The sequence below is a fragment of the Streptomyces sp. NPDC111507 genome, assembly GCF_055638955.1.
The window spans coordinates 25,802-41,342 of record NZ_JBVKBU010000029.1 but is presented as its reverse complement, the minus strand read 5'-3'; the positions used below and the strand labels follow the sequence as shown (position 1 = coordinate 41,342).

Genomic DNA, 15,541 nt, shown 5'->3' with positions numbered 1-15,541 from the left:
CGTACAGCCCCGGCTGCGGGTTGTGCCCATAGGAGAGGCGCACCGGCTCCGAGACGAAGCACGGCTGACGATCTGGCGCACGTTGACGAGTCCGAGCTGAAGGAATTCAGCGATCTCGGGGTAGGCGCACGGAGGTGCGGGCTCCACTGACGACCGGCCTGTACGAGCAGGTGGCAGGTGAGCCGCGAGGCGCGCAGGTGGGTCCCGCTTCTTCAACTCCTCCTCGTCGACCAGCTCGAGCATGGATTTGCCCGGTGCGCACAGCATGGTCACGACGAGCCGAGTCCGCGCATCCGCCGGCGCGTTGCCGTCCTGGTAATGGATCACGTCACCACCCGGCTCCCAGAACGTTCCGCCGGCCTTCGAAGACGTTCGTGATCATCGCCACCGCGCAGCGCAACTGTCTCGGCAGCGGCCAAGCGGCACAAGCCGGATGATCATGGGCGCACCAGCCTCACGCTCGGCCAACCACGCATCACCGGCCTGGTCGAAAAGCCCGAGCCGGTGGCGCCCCGTCGTCGTACGCGGCTGTCGGCAATTACGTCGTCACCCAGGCATTATCGACGAACTGCGCGAGCAGACCCGCCGCTGGTACGACACTGGCAACCGGGCCGACCACCCAGTCGCCCAGATGGCGTCCGCCTTCGCCCACCCGGAGTGCGGCCCCGTACTGTGCGGTCTGGTCACCGGACTGGATGCCGACCGTGCTGCCGCCCTGAGGGCGGAAACCAACATCTGACCGGGTTTTCCCTCCTGGGTCGCCAACGCGCAGCGAACGGCCCGGGACAGGGAGCAGCTAGGCCTGGGGCAGCTGGCCGAAGTGGACCTCGATGGCAGGGACGAGCCGTTCCATCAGTTCCCCCCCAGCCGAGTGAGGCCAGTGGCTCCACCGCGAGGACATGGCGCAGTATGGCGACGCCGACCAGCTGTGCGGACACCAGAGACGTGAATGTCGGTGTCCGCTCGGTCTCCTCGGAGAAGAGGAACGTCCGGGCGATCCACTTCCCGTGGTTCTTCACCCGGGTCTCCCTCCCCTCCTCCGTCTCCTCCGCCCGGGATTCGACACAGGCGGACAGGTCGATCCGGGAGGAAACGGCCCCTCGGAAAGGGCCGTCCTTGTTGCCGAAGAAGTGGTGGATCAGCGCAGGATCCACGTCCGCCCGCTGGGCGATTCCGCGCATCGGCGTGCCCGAACAGCCCTTGACGGCGCAGAGATCGAGGGCGGCCGCGAGGATCTGGGCCCCGGTGCTGCTCTGTCCCGGGCGGCGGCCGCCCCGTGAGGGCCGCTTTCCGCGGAGGGTCGTCAGGGCGACCGATCGTCGACATCTGTCGCCGCGGTCGCGCCGTGGCGGGCACGGATGATGGCGATCACGGTGTCGGTGGTGCGGTCCAGGTAACTGCGGCCATCGGGCAGACGCGCCTCTGGGCTGATGTAGCTGCGCGGCCCGACGTGGGTGGCCGGGTCGAGCCGATGCACGGTGATCTTCCCGGCACGAAGGGCCCGATTCCATTGGCTACGGCGGAACAGCCGCCAGCGTTGCGGGAAAATCCAGGTGCCGACCCGCTCGATCCGGTCGTACGCGCTGGTGAGGCGATGCACGTGCTCGGCATGGGTGAGGTCGTTGGCACCGTTGTGGAATCCGCCGAGCATGATCAACAGGAGCGGGGAGCGCAGCTGGGCGTGCAATGCGCCGACCGCGCCGGCGGCGACCTGGGCGCCGCCGCTGTAGCTGAGCAGCACCACGGGGATCCCGCTGTTGGGCTGGTAGCCGGCGAGCCGGAGTTGAGCGGTGATCTGGGAGCCGACTGCCCGGTCGTACAGAGGACGGTACCGGTGGTCGGCGGCGACGAAGGTCTGCATGACATTGTGCAGGAACAGCAGCAGACCGACGCGGCGGCCCACCCACGACCACACCGGCCGATCAGCAAGCGGTTCTGCCAGTGGTGAGTAGGGCTGCACCTGACCCAGTACCCGCAGCTCCGGCGCTCCGGCGATCACGGCCTTGACCAGCTGACCGCCGTCGCGAGTGTCGCGGAAGCGGCGCTTCCCGATGCCGTCCAGGTAGACCAGGTAGGCATCCGGGGGACTGTCAGGGGCAGCGCCCCGGGCGTAGGGCACATCCTCCGGAAGCTCGATGGCAGGGCCCTGCCAGCCGGCGCTGTAGGCCAGGACCTCATAGCGGGCCAGCAGACCTTCGATGAGCAGAACCGGCCCGAGCAAGCAGACCCAGAGCACGAAAACGTTCATGCGATCGACTCCTGAGCCCTGGGCGCACTGATCCTCACGACCAGGCGCCGAACAGCCTCCACAGCAACCCCGAGGCCCACCCCGGCGACGGCCACACAACTGGCCGCGGACCACCAGCCCAGCCCGGTCGCCGTGGCGAGTGGGCCGGTCAGACCCGCTCCGACCCCGACAAAGAGCAGCAGGTGGAACAGGGGCCCGAGCAACGGGAACGCGAGGACGGCAGCGAACACCAGCGGGGCGACCAGGCCGGGCGTCCACACCAACGCGCCGCCTTGCGGTGGAGGGGACTGCACCAGCTCGGCCAAGGTCTCTGCGGTCAGCGGCCACAGCGCGAACACGGCACCCTCCGCCAAGCCGCCGGCCACCAGCAGCCCGAACACAGAAGTCCGCGACATGCCGGGTCGGCGCGCCGCCATGGGCAGGATGCGCCCAGCGGCCTCCGACAGCCCGGCGAACCACAGCAGCAGGACGACGACAGGTGACATCGGTCAGCCTCGCTGTGCGGGATCGGCGGGAGCCGGCCGGCCGGCCGAGCCGTTGGCATCCAGGTACCGCTCGAGTTCGTCGGCGGCCCGCCGGTATCCCCCTGCCTCGACCTCGGCGGCTTTCAGAGTCGCTGCGGCTGCTCGGAACGAGGGGTCGTCCAGAAGGCGCCGGGCGAGGGCACGTACGGAGGCCTCGGTGACGTCCTGGGGACGGATCGACAGGCCGGCGCCGCGTTCGGCGACTTGCCGGGCCACCATCGGCTGGTCAGCGCCCTGCGGGACCACCAGCAGCGGAACCCCGGCGTACAGGGCCTCGCTGACGCTGTTCATCCCGCCATGGGTGACGAACAGCGCCGCGCGGGCCAGTACCTCCGGTTGTGGCACGAAGCGACGGGCGAGCACATTGGCCGGCAACGGCTCCAGCACGGAGGGATCGGTCTGCCCGGTGGCGATGATCACGGTCCCGCCCAGCGGGGCGAGCGCGGTGGCGAAGGTGCGGAGCAGCTGCGGGCCGGCGTTGAACACCGTGCCCAGCGAGGCGTACAGGACTGGATCCTGCAGCTGTTCGGCCGGAAACGACGGGTCGACGGGGCGGGCCCCCACACTTGGGCCGACGAACCGGTAGGACGGGTCGAACTCCTCGGCTGCGGGCTGGAACGACCGCGAGGTGTAGACCAGATTGAGCGGCTGGCGGATGTTCAGCAGGTCGACCAGTGGCAACCCGCGCGTGTCGAAGCGGCGCCGCAGACTCCAGCGAGCCCGAAGGTAGGCCACGAGGCCGCGAGGCCGGGCCATCGCCGAGGCCAAGAGGTCCCACGAGCCGCGGGTGATGCTGGGTACATGCCGGTTGTAGGCGAACGTGGTGAACGACGAAGCCGCAGGCACCTTGAGTTCGCGAGCGGCGATTGCGCCCCACAAACAGTCGCTGTCGTGGACGATCAAGTCGGGTCGGACGCGGCGCAGATCGCTGAGTACAGCGGGTAGCAGGCGGACGGTGCCGAGCCCGAGCGTCTCTATGAACGTGGCCGGCGTCGGTGGGTCGGGGAGCGGCTGGTCGCCCCCGGGGTAGGGGTACACAGTCGCGCCGGTGGCCTCGATCTCCCCACGGAACGCGGGTGGGGTGTGGTAGGTCACCGAGTGGCCGCGCCGGACAAGCTCGGCCACCACCGGCAGCGTCGGGTTGATGTGCCCGTGCATGCCGATGTTGAGGAAGGCGATGGTACTCACTGGTCAACCCCTGATGTGGAAGAAGTGGATGCCGCGCCCGGACTGGCGGATGGCAGCGAAGGGCCGTCGACGCGATACAGGCCCGGACCGTTGACGTCTAGCCCGTCGAGAAAGCGCCCCGCCGTGCGGGACGCGGTGCTGATCAGGCGCTGGGCCTGGCGGAAGTCCCACGGTGCGGGCCAGGTCTCGATGCCGGTCGGCAGCACGACTGTCGGGATGCGCTTGGACACCTCGTGCAGGTCACGTTCGATCTGATGGTGCAACAGCAGGGTCCCGGCCCTGGCGGCGATGGCACTGGCACGTCGGCGTGGGGTGGCGGGGCGGGGCGGTGCGCTTTCCGGCCCGGTCGACAGCACCACCACGCTCGCCGCCCCGGCCTGCAGGGCCGCCAGCACCGGGACGTAGGCGATCACCCCACCGTCGACGAGCACCCGCCCTCCCCGGTCGACCGGGGGCAGCATCCCGGGAATGGCTGCACTGGCCAGCAGCGCGGACTCCAGGTCTCCGTGGTCGAGCAGCACCGCATTGCCGGTGACCAGGTCCATGGCCACGGCGGTGAACGGGACCGACAGCTGCTCGATGCGCGACGGCAGTCCGGCCCGGGCGATCAGCCGGCGCAGCCCTCGATCGGTGAAGACGCTGGTTCGTGAGAACAGGCGGTGGCCGAGCGGATAGACCTCACGGCGATGCAACTGGGTCCACACGTGGTCCAGCCACGGCGCGGCGCTGTCGGGGTGGGCGGCCGCGATGGCTCCGTTGAGAGCGCCCACCGACGTTCCGATGATCATGTCCGGGACGAATCCGCGCTGTTCCAGCGCGTACCCGATACCGACATGCGCCGATCCGAGTACGCCACCGGCGCCCACCACCACGGCCACGGGACGGGGAAGGGAGCTCAAGCCGGTTGACGGGGGAATCCCGGGCGGGCGGCTCGATGAGATTCGTCCTTGCGACAAGTAGACCCTCCGCCTTTCTGACCAGGGCAGCCGGATGGGATTGGTTTCGCAAGTACGACCGGGCCACCACCCGATCTGTGACACCGGCCCCGCCGGCGAAGCGCTGGGCCGTGAAGCGAACCCGCGGACGGCAACCCGGAAATCACGGGGTAGAACACCAGGAACCATCGACCTGTCAGAAGGAGGGCGCCGTCCGCGGCGATCGACCCAGGGCTTGTTCGGCCCAGATGGTCTTGCCCGCCGAGGTGTAGCGGGTGCCCCAGCGCTGAGTGAGTTCGGCAACGAGGAACAGTCCCCGGCCGCCCTCGTCGCTGACCCGGGCCCGGCGCAGGTGGGGTGTGCTGCTGCTGTCGGAGACCTCGCAGGTGAGGGACCGCTCCTTGATCAGCCGCAGGCGGATCGGGCCGGAGCCGTATCGGATCGCGTTGGTGACCAGTCCGCCGACCACCAGTTCCATGGTGAACGTGGCCTCCTCCAGTCCCCACGAGGTGAGCCGCTCGTCCACCAGCTTGCGTGTCTCCGCCACGGCGGCCGCGTCTGGAGGGACGTCCCACTCGGCGACGTGTTCCTTGCCGAGGATCCGGGTGCGGGCGACGAGCAGGGCGATGTCGTCGGTCCGCGTCTCGGAATCCAAGGACTCCAGGACCGTGTCGCGCAGTTCTTCCACCGAGGGCGCGGACCGGGCCAGAGCGTCGCGCCACTCGTCGATCCGGTCATCGATGTCGTGGCCGCGGGTCTCGATGAGTCCGTCGGTGAACAAGGCCAGCAGACTGCCCTCGGGGATGGACAGCTCCGCCGCCTCGAACGGCGGGCTGCCCAGCCCGAGCGGGGGCCCGGCGGGCACGTCGACGACCTGTGTGGTGCCGTCCGGACACACCAGAATCGGGGGTGGGTGGCCTGCCCGGGCCAGCGTGCAGGTACCGGACACGGGGTCGTAGACGGCGTACAGGCAGCTGGCGCCGATGTCGCCGGGGATCGCGTTGTAACCGGCGACACCGGCACCGGCCTCGTCGCCCGTCTCTTCGTGCTCGAGCAGCGCGGCATCCGGGATCAGGTCGCTGATGCGCCGATCGCTTAGTTCGCCCTCGCGCAGACCGGTCGCCCGGACCATCGTCTGGTTCTGCTTCAGGCTCCGGGCTTCGCAGTCGAATACCTCGAAGTGACCTGGATGCTGCTCGAACACCCACCGCATCAGGGCCTCGTCTCCGGGCTCCTGCGCACCCGATCGAGCCTCAGCAGTCACCTGAGGCTCCACGGTGACCAGGAACCCGCCCGGCCGTTCAGAGGCCACCAATGTCGACATACAGACCCGGGCCTCGACAGAACGGCCGTCACGATGCAACAGCGCCGCCCCGGCAGTGGTGAAGAGAGAGCGTCCAGTAACTCCGGTGCGATCCCGCACCGGCTTGTGGGGGCGCAGCAAAGGCGGTCATAGCATGTTTTGTTTCAAACGATACCGTATCGGATGAATGAGTAGCTGGTAACCTGGAGGTGTGATTGCCGACATTCCTCAGCCCACCGCCGCCTCGCGTGCGACCGACCGTCCCGGGGACACCTCGCCTTTCGCTCTCGGTCTGCTGCTGCGGCGGGCGCACTGGCGTGCGGCCGCGGTGATGACGGAGGCGCTCCGCCCGCTCGGCGTCGAGTTGCGGCATTTCGCGGTGCTGATCGTGCTGGTCGACCGGGGGCCCACGGTGCAGCGTGACCTGGCGGCGGAGACGGGGTCGGACAAGGCGGGAATCATGCGGGTCGTGGACGATCTGGAACGCATGGGGCTGGCCGTTCGCAAATCGGTTCCGGGGGACCGGCGGGTGCGGGCCGTGGAGATCACGCCTCAGGGCGTCGAGCTTTTCGACGCGGCGCATGTGGCGGCGGAGCCGCTGGCCGAGCGCCTGGTTGCCGAGCTGGGGCCCGGTGAGCCCGAGCAGCTGACGGGGCTGCTGACCCGGTTCGCCCATCCCGCAGAGGGCGAGGCGTAAGCGCGCGCCCGCACGACGGTTGCCCGAGGCGTGGACGGGTTCCGCGCCGTACGACTTTCACGGCGAAGCCAGCCTTGAGGGCGGCGGCCGCCGTTGCCACACCGGCCTGGCTGCGGCCAGGGCCTCGTCGCCATCGTCCCGAGGTGCGCGCCGTCGGCACGCCGAACACCAGGCCACCCTGGAGTCGGGCCACCCATCGTCCTTCAGGGGCAGAGCGCCATCGTCTCGGTCAGGGCGCAGGCGACACGGACACAGTGTGACGTCCTGTGTCGAGGCGTCACACGGTGTCCATCGCAGGGTGTTCTACGCGGCGAGGAGTTCCGCGAGTTCCTTGGCCTTGGCGGCCGCGTCCTCCAAAGCGCGCTTGCGGGAGGTCTCGTAGAGGGGGACCAGTTCGGCCATGGCCGGGTTGCGGGGGGCCATGGTGAGTTCCGGGACGATGAAGTGGAGGTCCAGGCCCAGGGTGTTCTTGAGGACGGCCTCCAGGTAGTTCTGCACGAAGTCGTAGCCCTCGCGCGGGGTGCCGGGTGCGTAGGAGCCGCCGCGGCTGGCGACGACGACGGTCGGGGTGCCCTGGGCGGAGGGGGTCTCGCCGGCGGTGCGGCCGAGCAGGAGCACGCTGTCCAGCCACGTCTTGAGGGTCGAGGGGATCGAGAAGTTGTACATGGGAGCGCCGATCAGGACGGCGTCCGCCCGCTCCAGCTCCTCGATGAGCTTCACACGCGCGGCGAACGCGGCGGACTGCTCCGGGGTGCGCTCGGCGGGAGCGGTGTATCCGGCGGACCAGGCGGCGGCGGTGATGTGCGGGACAGGGTCGGCGGCGAGGTCGCGGTAGATGACGGTGCCCTCCGGGTGCTGCTCCTCCCATGTCCTGCGGAAGGCGGCTGTGACGGAACGGGACGAGGACGCCTCGCCGGGGAACACGGACGAGTCGATGTGTAGCAGCGTGGCCATGGACCTTCTCCTAAGAGCGGATTAGTGCGCGAGAGTAGTCGCATTTGAGATGGTAGTGAATGAGACTATCACGATCGAAATGGATGCCCTGGTCGGTGAGGGGAGGGGACAGGCGATCACGGACCTCTATGGGGAGTGCGGGGTCCGTCCAAGAGCACAGCGCAGTCAGAGGAAATCGTCGGCCGGCTCATCCTCGCCGACGAGGCGTTGCCGTCCTGGCAAGGCCGCAGACGAGCAGCGGCAAACCGTCCTCGCCGTCCGGCTCTGGCGCCGGCTCCTGGACACTGCCCCGCCTGGCCCGAGCCACGAGCAGCGTGTCCGCGGCCGCTATGGCCTGGTGCACGTCCTGGGTTCCCATCGTGATGCACAGCGTGTAACTCACGTCCTCAAGCTCACGTGCCCTTTCCCGCCCCTCTCTTTCGGCGAGCGAGATCTGCAGGGACGCGTACCGGGTCAGCAGCCTTCTGACGACCTTCGGATCCGGGACAACGAGCACAGCCAGGTCCTCTCTGTAGATGTCGAGTCACACCCGCACCTCAGCCAACATCGCGCTGGGCGACGACAGCGTTCATGTGCCTTCGTGGCCCACACCGCTGCCTTCAGTGAAGACCGGGTGCCCCCAACTTCTGTGACGAGATGGGCTCCAGCGCTCCATTGCCGCAGCCGTGTCACGCCGTCCTGGCCCGTCCGGTCCGTCTGGCCGGTGATCCCCGCACGTTTCCCCCGCGCCGGGCCGGTCGCCGGACGGCCACCCCATCAAATCCGAGGTCGAATACGGTCGCGGGCCGGAGAAGACCTGTGTCTGCGGCGCGCTGCGGGTGTGGGACGGACACGAGGTCACCGTGACCGCCTCCTCGCGCAGTAGCGCCTTCTACCAGCAGTTTCTTCAGAAGCTCCAGACAGCCCATCCCGCTGGGGACATCTACGTCGTCACCGACAACCCGTCCTCGCACAACAGCCTGTCCACCCGGACCTGGCTTGAGGACATCCCAGAATTCGGCACGTCTTCATCCCCGTCAGCGCCTGCTGGCTCAACCTCCAGGAAGGCTGGTGGCGCATCTTCCGCAGGGCCGCCCTCGCCGGCCAGTCCTTCGCCGGACCATCCGAAATCGAGCAAGCCACCCACCTGGCAGCATCCCAGCTCAACGCTCGTGCCCGGTCCTGGATATGGAGAAGACCCGCACCACCCGCCCGGCAATTGCGGCGCCGACCGGCTGGTCGTTGTTGAGGGGGATCGCGATGGCCAGGGCGGCTCCGCCGTCGGCCAGATCGATGCCCCGGGTCACCTCGTCGTCAAGAGCCAGGACATCGGCAAGGAGCTCGAGCAGTACAGGCGCGTCGTTGGGGACGCGCCGCGAGAGCAGCCGCCGGCCGCTGTCGTCGATCGCGACGCAGCGGTCATGGGTTTTGCCTGCGTCGTGCCTGACCAGATCGCGCTCATGTGGAGCCTCCGTGCGGTGTGCTGCTGGTGCCTCCCATGGACGACCTTGCTGTCGATTCCCTACGAAGCGATCATTCGCGATTCCTCATTGGTAGCCGAGTCGTCTTGGGGCCCGGGCGGCCAATCACTGAGAGCCACAAGCGGCAGAGCTTTTTCGACCTCACCCGGCACCCCTGGGTGGGTGAACCATGCGAAGGGCTCGCCCCAGCCCGCAGAGCCACATGGGGACCTCTTTCAAGCCCGCGCAGAACTCGGCTGCGTGTCACAAATACTCCGGGCGAACGGTCTCAGTCATGGCCCCCCAGCACCTCTTCGCAGGGGCGAGGAAGACCGTGATCGGATTCCGGGGCCGCCTGCCGAATGACGGACCCTGGGGGTCTGCCTTTCCACGCGTGCAGAACGCCGAGGCAACTACGCGATGCATTGGCGTGAACGGGCGGCTTGTCTACGCGTAGACCCTGATCTTTTCTTCCCCATAAGCCAAGGCGGTCCGGCGCTCACACAGATCGACGAAACCAAGGCCGTCCGCGGCCGGTGCGCTGTCGTGCGGCAGTGCTTCGACCGGGCCCTGCGGATGGGGCAGGTGGAAGGAGTCTGGGGCGGTACGACCGAGATCGAACGCCCTGCGCTGAGGCAGAACGAGGCCCGCCGGACAAAGCACAACGTCACAACGGCGGCGTGACGGTGTCACATCCACGCCTCATGCCCGGTCATATGGGTGGAAGCAGCCGATGAGCCTGCTGACCCGAGGCGTGCCTGTCTCTCATCCGCCACCGACAGGCGGCGACACAATGCGCCGCACTTCAATCTCCGCTCGTCGCCGAAGGAGTTCACGACGAGACCGAGAAGCACGGATTCCGCGAAGTCAGAAATCAGCCCTTTGAGGCGATCGAGGAATATGGGTGGTAGGGGCATGGGTGACCGGAGCGAGGAAAACGAAGTGCGGCATGGAGGCCGGGGGGAGAAGGTTGCTGACTGGGTCGACGGACGCCTCGGTGGCTTCGGCCGGATCAGGGCGAAAGCGCGCAGGGCTGCCTTTCCGGACCACTGGTCGTTCCTGCTGGGAGAGATCTGCCTCTACAGCTTCGTCGTCCTCATCGTCACGGGCGTGTATTTGACGTTGTACTTTCACCCGTCCATGAACGAAGTGCGCTACAGCGGCAGTTACGCGCCGCTGAAGGGCCAGATGGTGTCGGAGGCGTTCGATTCGACGCTGCACATCTCCTTCGACGTCCGCGGTGGGCTGCTGATCCGACAGGCCCATCACTGGGCGGCGCTGGTCTTCGTCGGCGCCATACTCGCCCATATGATGCGCGTCTTCTTCACCGGCGCCTTCCGTAAGCCCCGCGAACTGAACTGGCTGTTCGGATTCCTGCTGCTGATCCTCGGAATGTTCGGAGGGCTGACGGGTTACGACCTTCCGGACGACCTTCTCTCCGGGACCGGGCTGGCGGTCGTCAACGGAACGATCCTTTCCGTCCCGATCGTCGGAACCTACCTCTCGATGTTCCTGTTCGGAGGCGAGTTCCCCGGGGGCGATCTGGTGGCGCGCTTCAACACGATCCACGTCCTGATCATCCCGGCCCTCCTGGTAGCACTGCTCACCGCCCACCTGATCCTGATGATCCGCCACAAGCACACGCAGTATCCGGGGTCCGGGCGCAGCAACAAGAACGTCGTGGGCCTGCCGCTGAAGGTACGGGCCGTGAAATCCGCGGGATTCTTCTTCCTGGTATCCGGTGTCATCTTCGTCGTCGCCGCGATCGCGCAGATCAATCCCATATGGCTGTACGGCCCCCACCGTGCCGACCAGGTCTCCGCCGGATCCCAGCCCGACTGGTACATGGGCGTGGCGGACGGGCTGCTGCGGGTCATGCCCGGCTGGGAAATCACCTTCTGGGGCCACACGCTGGCTCTGGACAACCTGATTCCCCTGACGGCGGGAGTTGGCCTCTTCCTCGCCCTGGGCGTCTACCCGTTCATCGAGTCCTGGGTGACCGGCGACGACCGAGAACAGCACCTTCTCGACAGACCGCGCAACCGCCCCGTGCGCACGGCACTCGGTGTCGCCTGGATCAGCTTCTATCTGGTCGCGGTGATCGGTGCGGCGAACGACATCATCGCCACCCGCTTCCATGTCTCCGTCGAATCCGTGACCTGGGCGGTCCGTCTCGGCCTCTTCATCGTGCCTTTCACAGCCTACGTCGTGACGAAAAGGTGTGCCCTCGGCCTTCAGCGCAGAGACCGTGAGCAGACGCTGCACGGCCGCGAGACCGGCGTCATCAAGCTTTTGCCGCATGGTGAGTTCGTCGAGGTGCACGAGCCACTCAGCCAGGAGAAACTCCACCTTCTGACCCAGCATGAGCAATACAGGCCGATCGACCCTGGCCCCGACGACAACGCCTCCGGTGCGGGCACCCGCCGCGCTCGGCGCCTTCGTGTCAGGCTCAGCCGTGGCTTCTACGGCGAAGACACACAGATCACCAAGCCGACCGCACAGGAATACAAGGAAATAGCCGGCGAGCACATGCACTGAGGCCTTCGAGTGCACTCCGTGAAACACGGCGAACCGGTTTCTTCGCCTTGCAGGGAAGGGGCCCCGTCCGTCCGACGGGGCCCCTTCAAGACCTCCTGCTGCTGCCGCGCCAGCCAGTCGGCGAACTTGACCCCACCGAGGTGCGCGCCCGGACCCGGCAGGAGGGTGTCCTCCCGCAGCTCCGCACCCCAGTAGCGCGCCTGTGGGTGCGAGACGACCTTGCGGGGGATCGTTCGTGGCGGCGAGCTCCTTGCGGATGAACTCCTCCAGCTGGAACGCCTCGGGGCTTTCGGCCTCCACCACGCCGTTGACCGGAGCGCCGACCGAGGTACGGCCCACGGCCGTGGCTACGTCGTCGGAGACCGTGAGCTGGATCCTGGCGTCGGGCGGACACACGGTGCCGCCCTGGGTGACCCCGTCGGCGAGCCCCGTCGAGAACTCAAAGAACGCCACATGGTGCCGTACGCCGGCCTCGGACTCCGCCTGGAGGAGGTTGGCCGCGGAGGTGCGGAAGAAGTCCAGGACGGCCCGGTTCTCGAACGAGTGAGAATGGGACACGTCGACCACCACCGAGGCATCCTTCAGTATTTAGGCGAGACCCTCGCCGGTGATTCCTGGTGCGGCTGTGCTTCCACGATGAGGTGCTCACCGGAACGGCATAAATTACCTGTTATATCCACGCGGAACAAATCGAGGAATTTCCCTGGCCGAGCCGTGCGGTCGTTCGGCGGCATCGGATCCTACGTGAACTGGTTTACGAACTGCTGCAAGTTCTGCCCGTCGTCGTCCGCCGTCGCCCGTAGGCGCTTCACTTCATGTGCGTCCACACACCTGACATGCTCCCGAACAGGCACGACAGGACGACCTGAAGGAGTCCTGCCTGCTCCTCTCTTGTCACAGATCCAGTTCCTCTCCTGTCTGATGTTGAGAGCTGGCAACACACATGAATCGAAGGTGGGGTACCGTGCTAATGCCTTATACAGCTGCAACTGTTAGATTCGCCCCCGCGTGCCGGCATACCGTGTGGCGAGAACACCTGGAGACACTCAGATCCGCGATAGATTTCAACGCGCTGATCGCCCAGGAAAATGCATCCCTGCAACGGGGCCTGCTTCCTGCGCCGGCGCTTAGTGAAGACAACTTCTCGGCCGCTTCGCGTTACATTCCAGGACGGGCTCACGCACTCTTGTGCGGTGACTTCTACGACATTGTGCAAACCGAGGACTCGACCGTACACGTGATCTTGGGAGATGTCTCCGGGCATGGAGCGGCTGAGGCTGCTCTAGCGGTTCACCTGCGCGTGGCCTGGCGAACTGCCGTTCTCTGCGGCAAAACCCAGTTCGAGCAACTGCGTATCCTGGAGAAGATTCTGATCGATGAGAGAGCGGACGACGACGCCTACAGCACTGTTGTGTCGCTCGTGTTCCCTCCGGGAGGATTGTCTTTGAACGTGGTGAGCGCGGGGCACCCGGGGCTTCTGCTACGCAGCGACGGGGAAATCCGCTGGGTCGAGCCTCGGGCCGGAATTGCCCTGGGCCTGCTTCCGGGATGCGAGGACTGGACTCAGACCGATGTCTCGCTTTCCCCGCGTGACAGCGTGGTTCTCTTCACCGATGGACTGTTCGAAGGAAGGACTGGCCCTTCCACACGACTTGGCGAGGAAGGCCTGCTGCGGCTGGCGATGCAGCACGGACACCTGCCGGGGCAGGAGTTCATCGACGCCTTGGTCCACGGTGCTGTGGCCAGGGCGGCACCCTTCGGGGGCCTGGCGGACGACGTAGCAGTTCTTCATCTGGGCTGGAACGCAGGGAGCTGACCGCCTGGGTCGGTATGCCATTGACGATGATCGATCACACCGGGACCGTGGTCTGAGACGCCCCGCGTTTCGTGGAGCCCGGCGGACTGTCCCGAGTCGGGCTGAGTCGAGTTGCCTGGTTTCAGGCTACTGGCAGGGTGCCGTGCGCGTCGGTCAGTATGTGGGAGCGTGCGGGACAGTTGATGTCACAAGATGCGTGCATACCCGGTCAAAGGATTGAGCCCAGGAATGAAGGAAGTGCGTCGTGTACGCGGACTTCTTGATCGGCTGTTGGAGTCCCTTTGCCGGGCGCATGGGCTGCAAGGGCTGCACGGTGGCACTTTGCCATCGGCACGCAGAAATCTCTGACGCCCTCTGAAGGGTGAAGGGATTATTGTGTGCGGCCATGTTGTGTTGCGCCTTGTGAGAGGGAGGATGCTGTATGGACCATGCTGACGCGGTGCCGGTCGCGGAGTTGCTTGATGAGCGTCGGCACCTGCTGGAAGTCACCCGCTGGATGCTGGGCAGCTCCCGTGAGGCGGAGAGTGTCGTCGGCGAGACCTACCGTCGGTGGTACGGGCTTCCCGACGCGGAGCGTGAGCGGATCACAGCTCCCCGATACTGGCTCGCGAAGACCGCGGGCGGGATCTGTCTGGGCCTGCTCGCTCGCCCCCACCGGGGTGCGACCGGCCAGAGGGACCAGAGAGGGGAACATCGTACGAAGGCGGGAGACACCCAGGGGGTGCACCAGGGGGCGCAGGCGCACCTGGCGGAGGAGGTCAGCCTGGTTCTGCTGAACGCGCTGGACTCTCTGTCGCCCGCCGAGCGGGCGGCGTTCGTGCTCAATGACGTCTTCGGGATAGCCTCCGATACGGTGGTCGACATCGTGGGACGCCCAGAATCTGACTGCGTCGAGCTCGCCGACCGGGCCCTCCACAGTCTTCGGAGGCAACGCTCACGCGCCACCCCACCGGACGAGCACGATCTCCTCGCCCTAGCCGTCCGCCAGGCCTGCGTGAACGAGGATGCCGAATTGCTCGAGTCGCTGCTGTGTCCGGACGCCACGGCGTTCTTCGACGGCGGCGGCAAGGTCCGCGCACTGAGCAGGCCCGTACACGGCAGCCGTCAGGTGGCCCACAGCCTGCTGACGCTCCTGGCTCGCCACCCCCGCACCACCCTGACCACCCACTCCATAAACGGCCGCACCGGCCTCATCACCCGCTACGACGAGCAGGTCGCCGCCGTCATCAGCCTCGATATCGCCGACCACCATGTCGCACAGGTCTGGGTTGTCCTCAATCCCGACAAGCTACGCTCCTGGAACCAGCCCCCCACCCCGGGTGACGCCGGCTCGCACCGGAGCCCGTCACAGCAGGGCGATGGCTGGCCCTGATCGCTTTTGGGCGCTGCTGTGCGGCCCTCTCATGGCGCATCGAGGCCCTGCTGCTGTGGAGATCGTTCTGTCCGACGACGAGCGGGTCGAACTTGTGCACCAGGCAGGGCTGCCGGAGCGGCGCACGGCTGAGCGGGCCCGGATCATCCTGACGTGCGCTGACGGGATGTCGAATGCGGGTGCCGCGTGTGCTGTTGGTGTCGGCGCTAACACGGTCCCGCAAGTGGCGCGGGAAGTTCACTGCTGAGCGGCTGGCAGGGCCTTGAGGACGAGTGTCCCATCGGCCGGCCGAAGTCCAAGCCGGCCCTGACCGAGGGCGAGCGGGCCCAGTAGGCGCGCCGGTCGAGGAGGGGGAAGACCGCCCAGTACCTCGCGCTGCGGGCGAAGATGGTGCTGCCGTGCGCCGAGGGCGTGACGAACGAGCAGGTTGCAGCCGATCTGGGTGTAGACCAGTCGTTGGCGGGCCCGTCTTGTGGCCGATCGTCTGGACGTCCTGGACGTCCTGGACGACGAACTGCGAATCGGTC

The 15,541-nt window shown here is 67.1% G+C and carries 13 protein-coding genes and 4 pseudogenes; 7 read left to right on the top strand and 10 right to left on the bottom strand.

The annotated features are described in order from the left end of the window. Positions 1–176: 176 nt before the first annotated feature. A pseudogene (locus ACZ7M2_RS50000) lies at positions 177–363 on the bottom strand (cupin domain-containing protein); the annotation flags it as partial. Between the two features lie 99 nt (positions 364–462). Here ACZ7M2_RS50000 and ACZ7M2_RS49995 point away from each other — a divergent pair. Next, positions 463–739: pseudogene (locus ACZ7M2_RS49995) on the top strand (UTP--glucose-1-phosphate uridylyltransferase); the annotation flags it as partial. On the opposite strand, the gene ACZ7M2_RS49990 reads toward ACZ7M2_RS49995, so the two are convergent. From ACZ7M2_RS49990 to ACZ7M2_RS49965, 6 genes are all read right to left on the bottom strand, one after another. Further along, entirely contained in the window at positions 684–1,235 is a 552-nt protein-coding gene (locus ACZ7M2_RS49990) for a helix-turn-helix domain-containing protein (RefSeq protein WP_471600993.1), read from the bottom strand. The pseudogene ACZ7M2_RS49995 and the gene ACZ7M2_RS49990 sit on opposite strands and share 56 nt — an antisense overlap. A 68-nt stretch (positions 1,236–1,303) precedes the next feature. Beyond that, positions 1,304–2,248 (bottom strand): hypothetical protein, encoded by a 945-nt coding sequence (locus ACZ7M2_RS49985; RefSeq protein WP_471600973.1) that lies wholly within the window; start codon positions 2,246–2,248, stop codon positions 1,304–1,306. Then, entirely contained in the window at positions 2,245–2,733 is a 489-nt protein-coding gene (locus tag ACZ7M2_RS49980; protein WP_471600972.1) for a hypothetical protein, read from the bottom strand. The genes ACZ7M2_RS49985 and ACZ7M2_RS49980 overlap by 4 nt, the downstream gene beginning before the upstream one ends. 3 nt (positions 2,734–2,736) lie before the next feature. Then, positions 2,737–3,960, bottom strand: a complete 1,224-nt coding sequence (locus ACZ7M2_RS49975; protein ID WP_471600971.1) for a macrolide family glycosyltransferase — start codon at positions 3,958–3,960, stop codon at positions 2,737–2,739. After that, complete coding sequence (locus ACZ7M2_RS49970; RefSeq protein ID WP_471600970.1) at positions 3,957–4,832, bottom strand: patatin-like phospholipase family protein; 876 nt, start codon at positions 4,830–4,832, stop codon at positions 3,957–3,959. The genes ACZ7M2_RS49975 and ACZ7M2_RS49970 overlap by 4 nt, the downstream gene beginning before the upstream one ends. A 259-nt stretch (positions 4,833–5,091) precedes the next feature. Then, positions 5,092–6,159 carry a SpoIIE family protein phosphatase gene (locus ACZ7M2_RS49965; RefSeq protein WP_471600969.1) on the bottom strand — a complete coding sequence of 356 codons (1,068 nt, stop codon included), beginning with the start codon at positions 6,157–6,159 and terminating at the stop codon, positions 5,092–5,094. Positions 6,160–6,409: 250 nt separating this feature from the next. Here ACZ7M2_RS49965 and ACZ7M2_RS49960 point away from each other — a divergent pair, with 250 nt between their 5' ends. Then, a complete protein-coding gene (locus ACZ7M2_RS49960) occupies positions 6,410–6,895 on the top strand; it encodes a MarR family winged helix-turn-helix transcriptional regulator (RefSeq protein WP_471600968.1) in 486 nt (161 codons plus the stop codon). Between the two features lie 303 nt (positions 6,896–7,198). On the opposite strand, the gene ACZ7M2_RS49955 is transcribed toward ACZ7M2_RS49960, so the two are convergent. From ACZ7M2_RS49955 to ACZ7M2_RS49945, 3 genes and pseudogenes are all read right to left on the bottom strand, one after another. After that, complete coding sequence (locus tag ACZ7M2_RS49955; RefSeq protein ID WP_471600967.1) at positions 7,199–7,849, bottom strand: FMN-dependent NADH-azoreductase; 651 nt, start codon at positions 7,847–7,849, stop codon at positions 7,199–7,201. Between the two features lie 187 nt (positions 7,850–8,036). Continuing rightward, on the bottom strand, positions 8,037–8,345 hold the full coding sequence (locus ACZ7M2_RS49950; protein WP_471600966.1) for a DUF5133 domain-containing protein: 309 nt from the start codon (positions 8,343–8,345) through the stop codon (positions 8,037–8,039). 658 nt (positions 8,346–9,003) lie between these two features. Further along, a pseudogene (locus ACZ7M2_RS49945) lies at positions 9,004–9,290 on the bottom strand (IS110 family transposase); the annotation flags it as partial. A gap of 418 nt (positions 9,291–9,708) precedes the next feature. Between ACZ7M2_RS49945 and ACZ7M2_RS49940 the strand changes: the two are divergent. From ACZ7M2_RS49940 to ACZ7M2_RS49920, 5 genes and pseudogenes are all read left to right on the top strand, one after another. Next, positions 9,709–9,972: a WhiB family transcriptional regulator gene (locus tag ACZ7M2_RS49940; protein WP_471600965.1), complete on the top strand. Its 264-nt coding sequence runs from the start codon at positions 9,709–9,711 to the stop codon at positions 9,970–9,972. 231 nt (positions 9,973–10,203) lie between these two features. After that, complete coding sequence (qcrB, locus tag ACZ7M2_RS49935; RefSeq protein WP_471600992.1) at positions 10,204–11,826, top strand: cytochrome bc1 complex cytochrome b subunit; 1,623 nt, start codon at positions 10,204–10,206, stop codon at positions 11,824–11,826. Positions 11,827–12,061: 235 nt separating this feature from the next. After that, on the top strand, positions 12,062–12,373 hold the full coding sequence (locus ACZ7M2_RS49930) for a hypothetical protein (protein ID WP_471600964.1): 312 nt from the start codon (positions 12,062–12,064) through the stop codon (positions 12,371–12,373). Between the two features lie 459 nt (positions 12,374–12,832). Beyond that, positions 12,833–13,642, top strand: a pseudogene (locus ACZ7M2_RS49925) (PP2C family protein-serine/threonine phosphatase); the annotation flags it as partial. A gap of 421 nt (positions 13,643–14,063) precedes the next feature. Next, complete coding sequence (locus ACZ7M2_RS49920) at positions 14,064–15,014, top strand: sigma-70 family RNA polymerase sigma factor family protein (RefSeq protein ID WP_471600963.1); 951 nt, start codon at positions 14,064–14,066, stop codon at positions 15,012–15,014. Positions 15,015–15,541 lie beyond the last annotated feature (527 nt).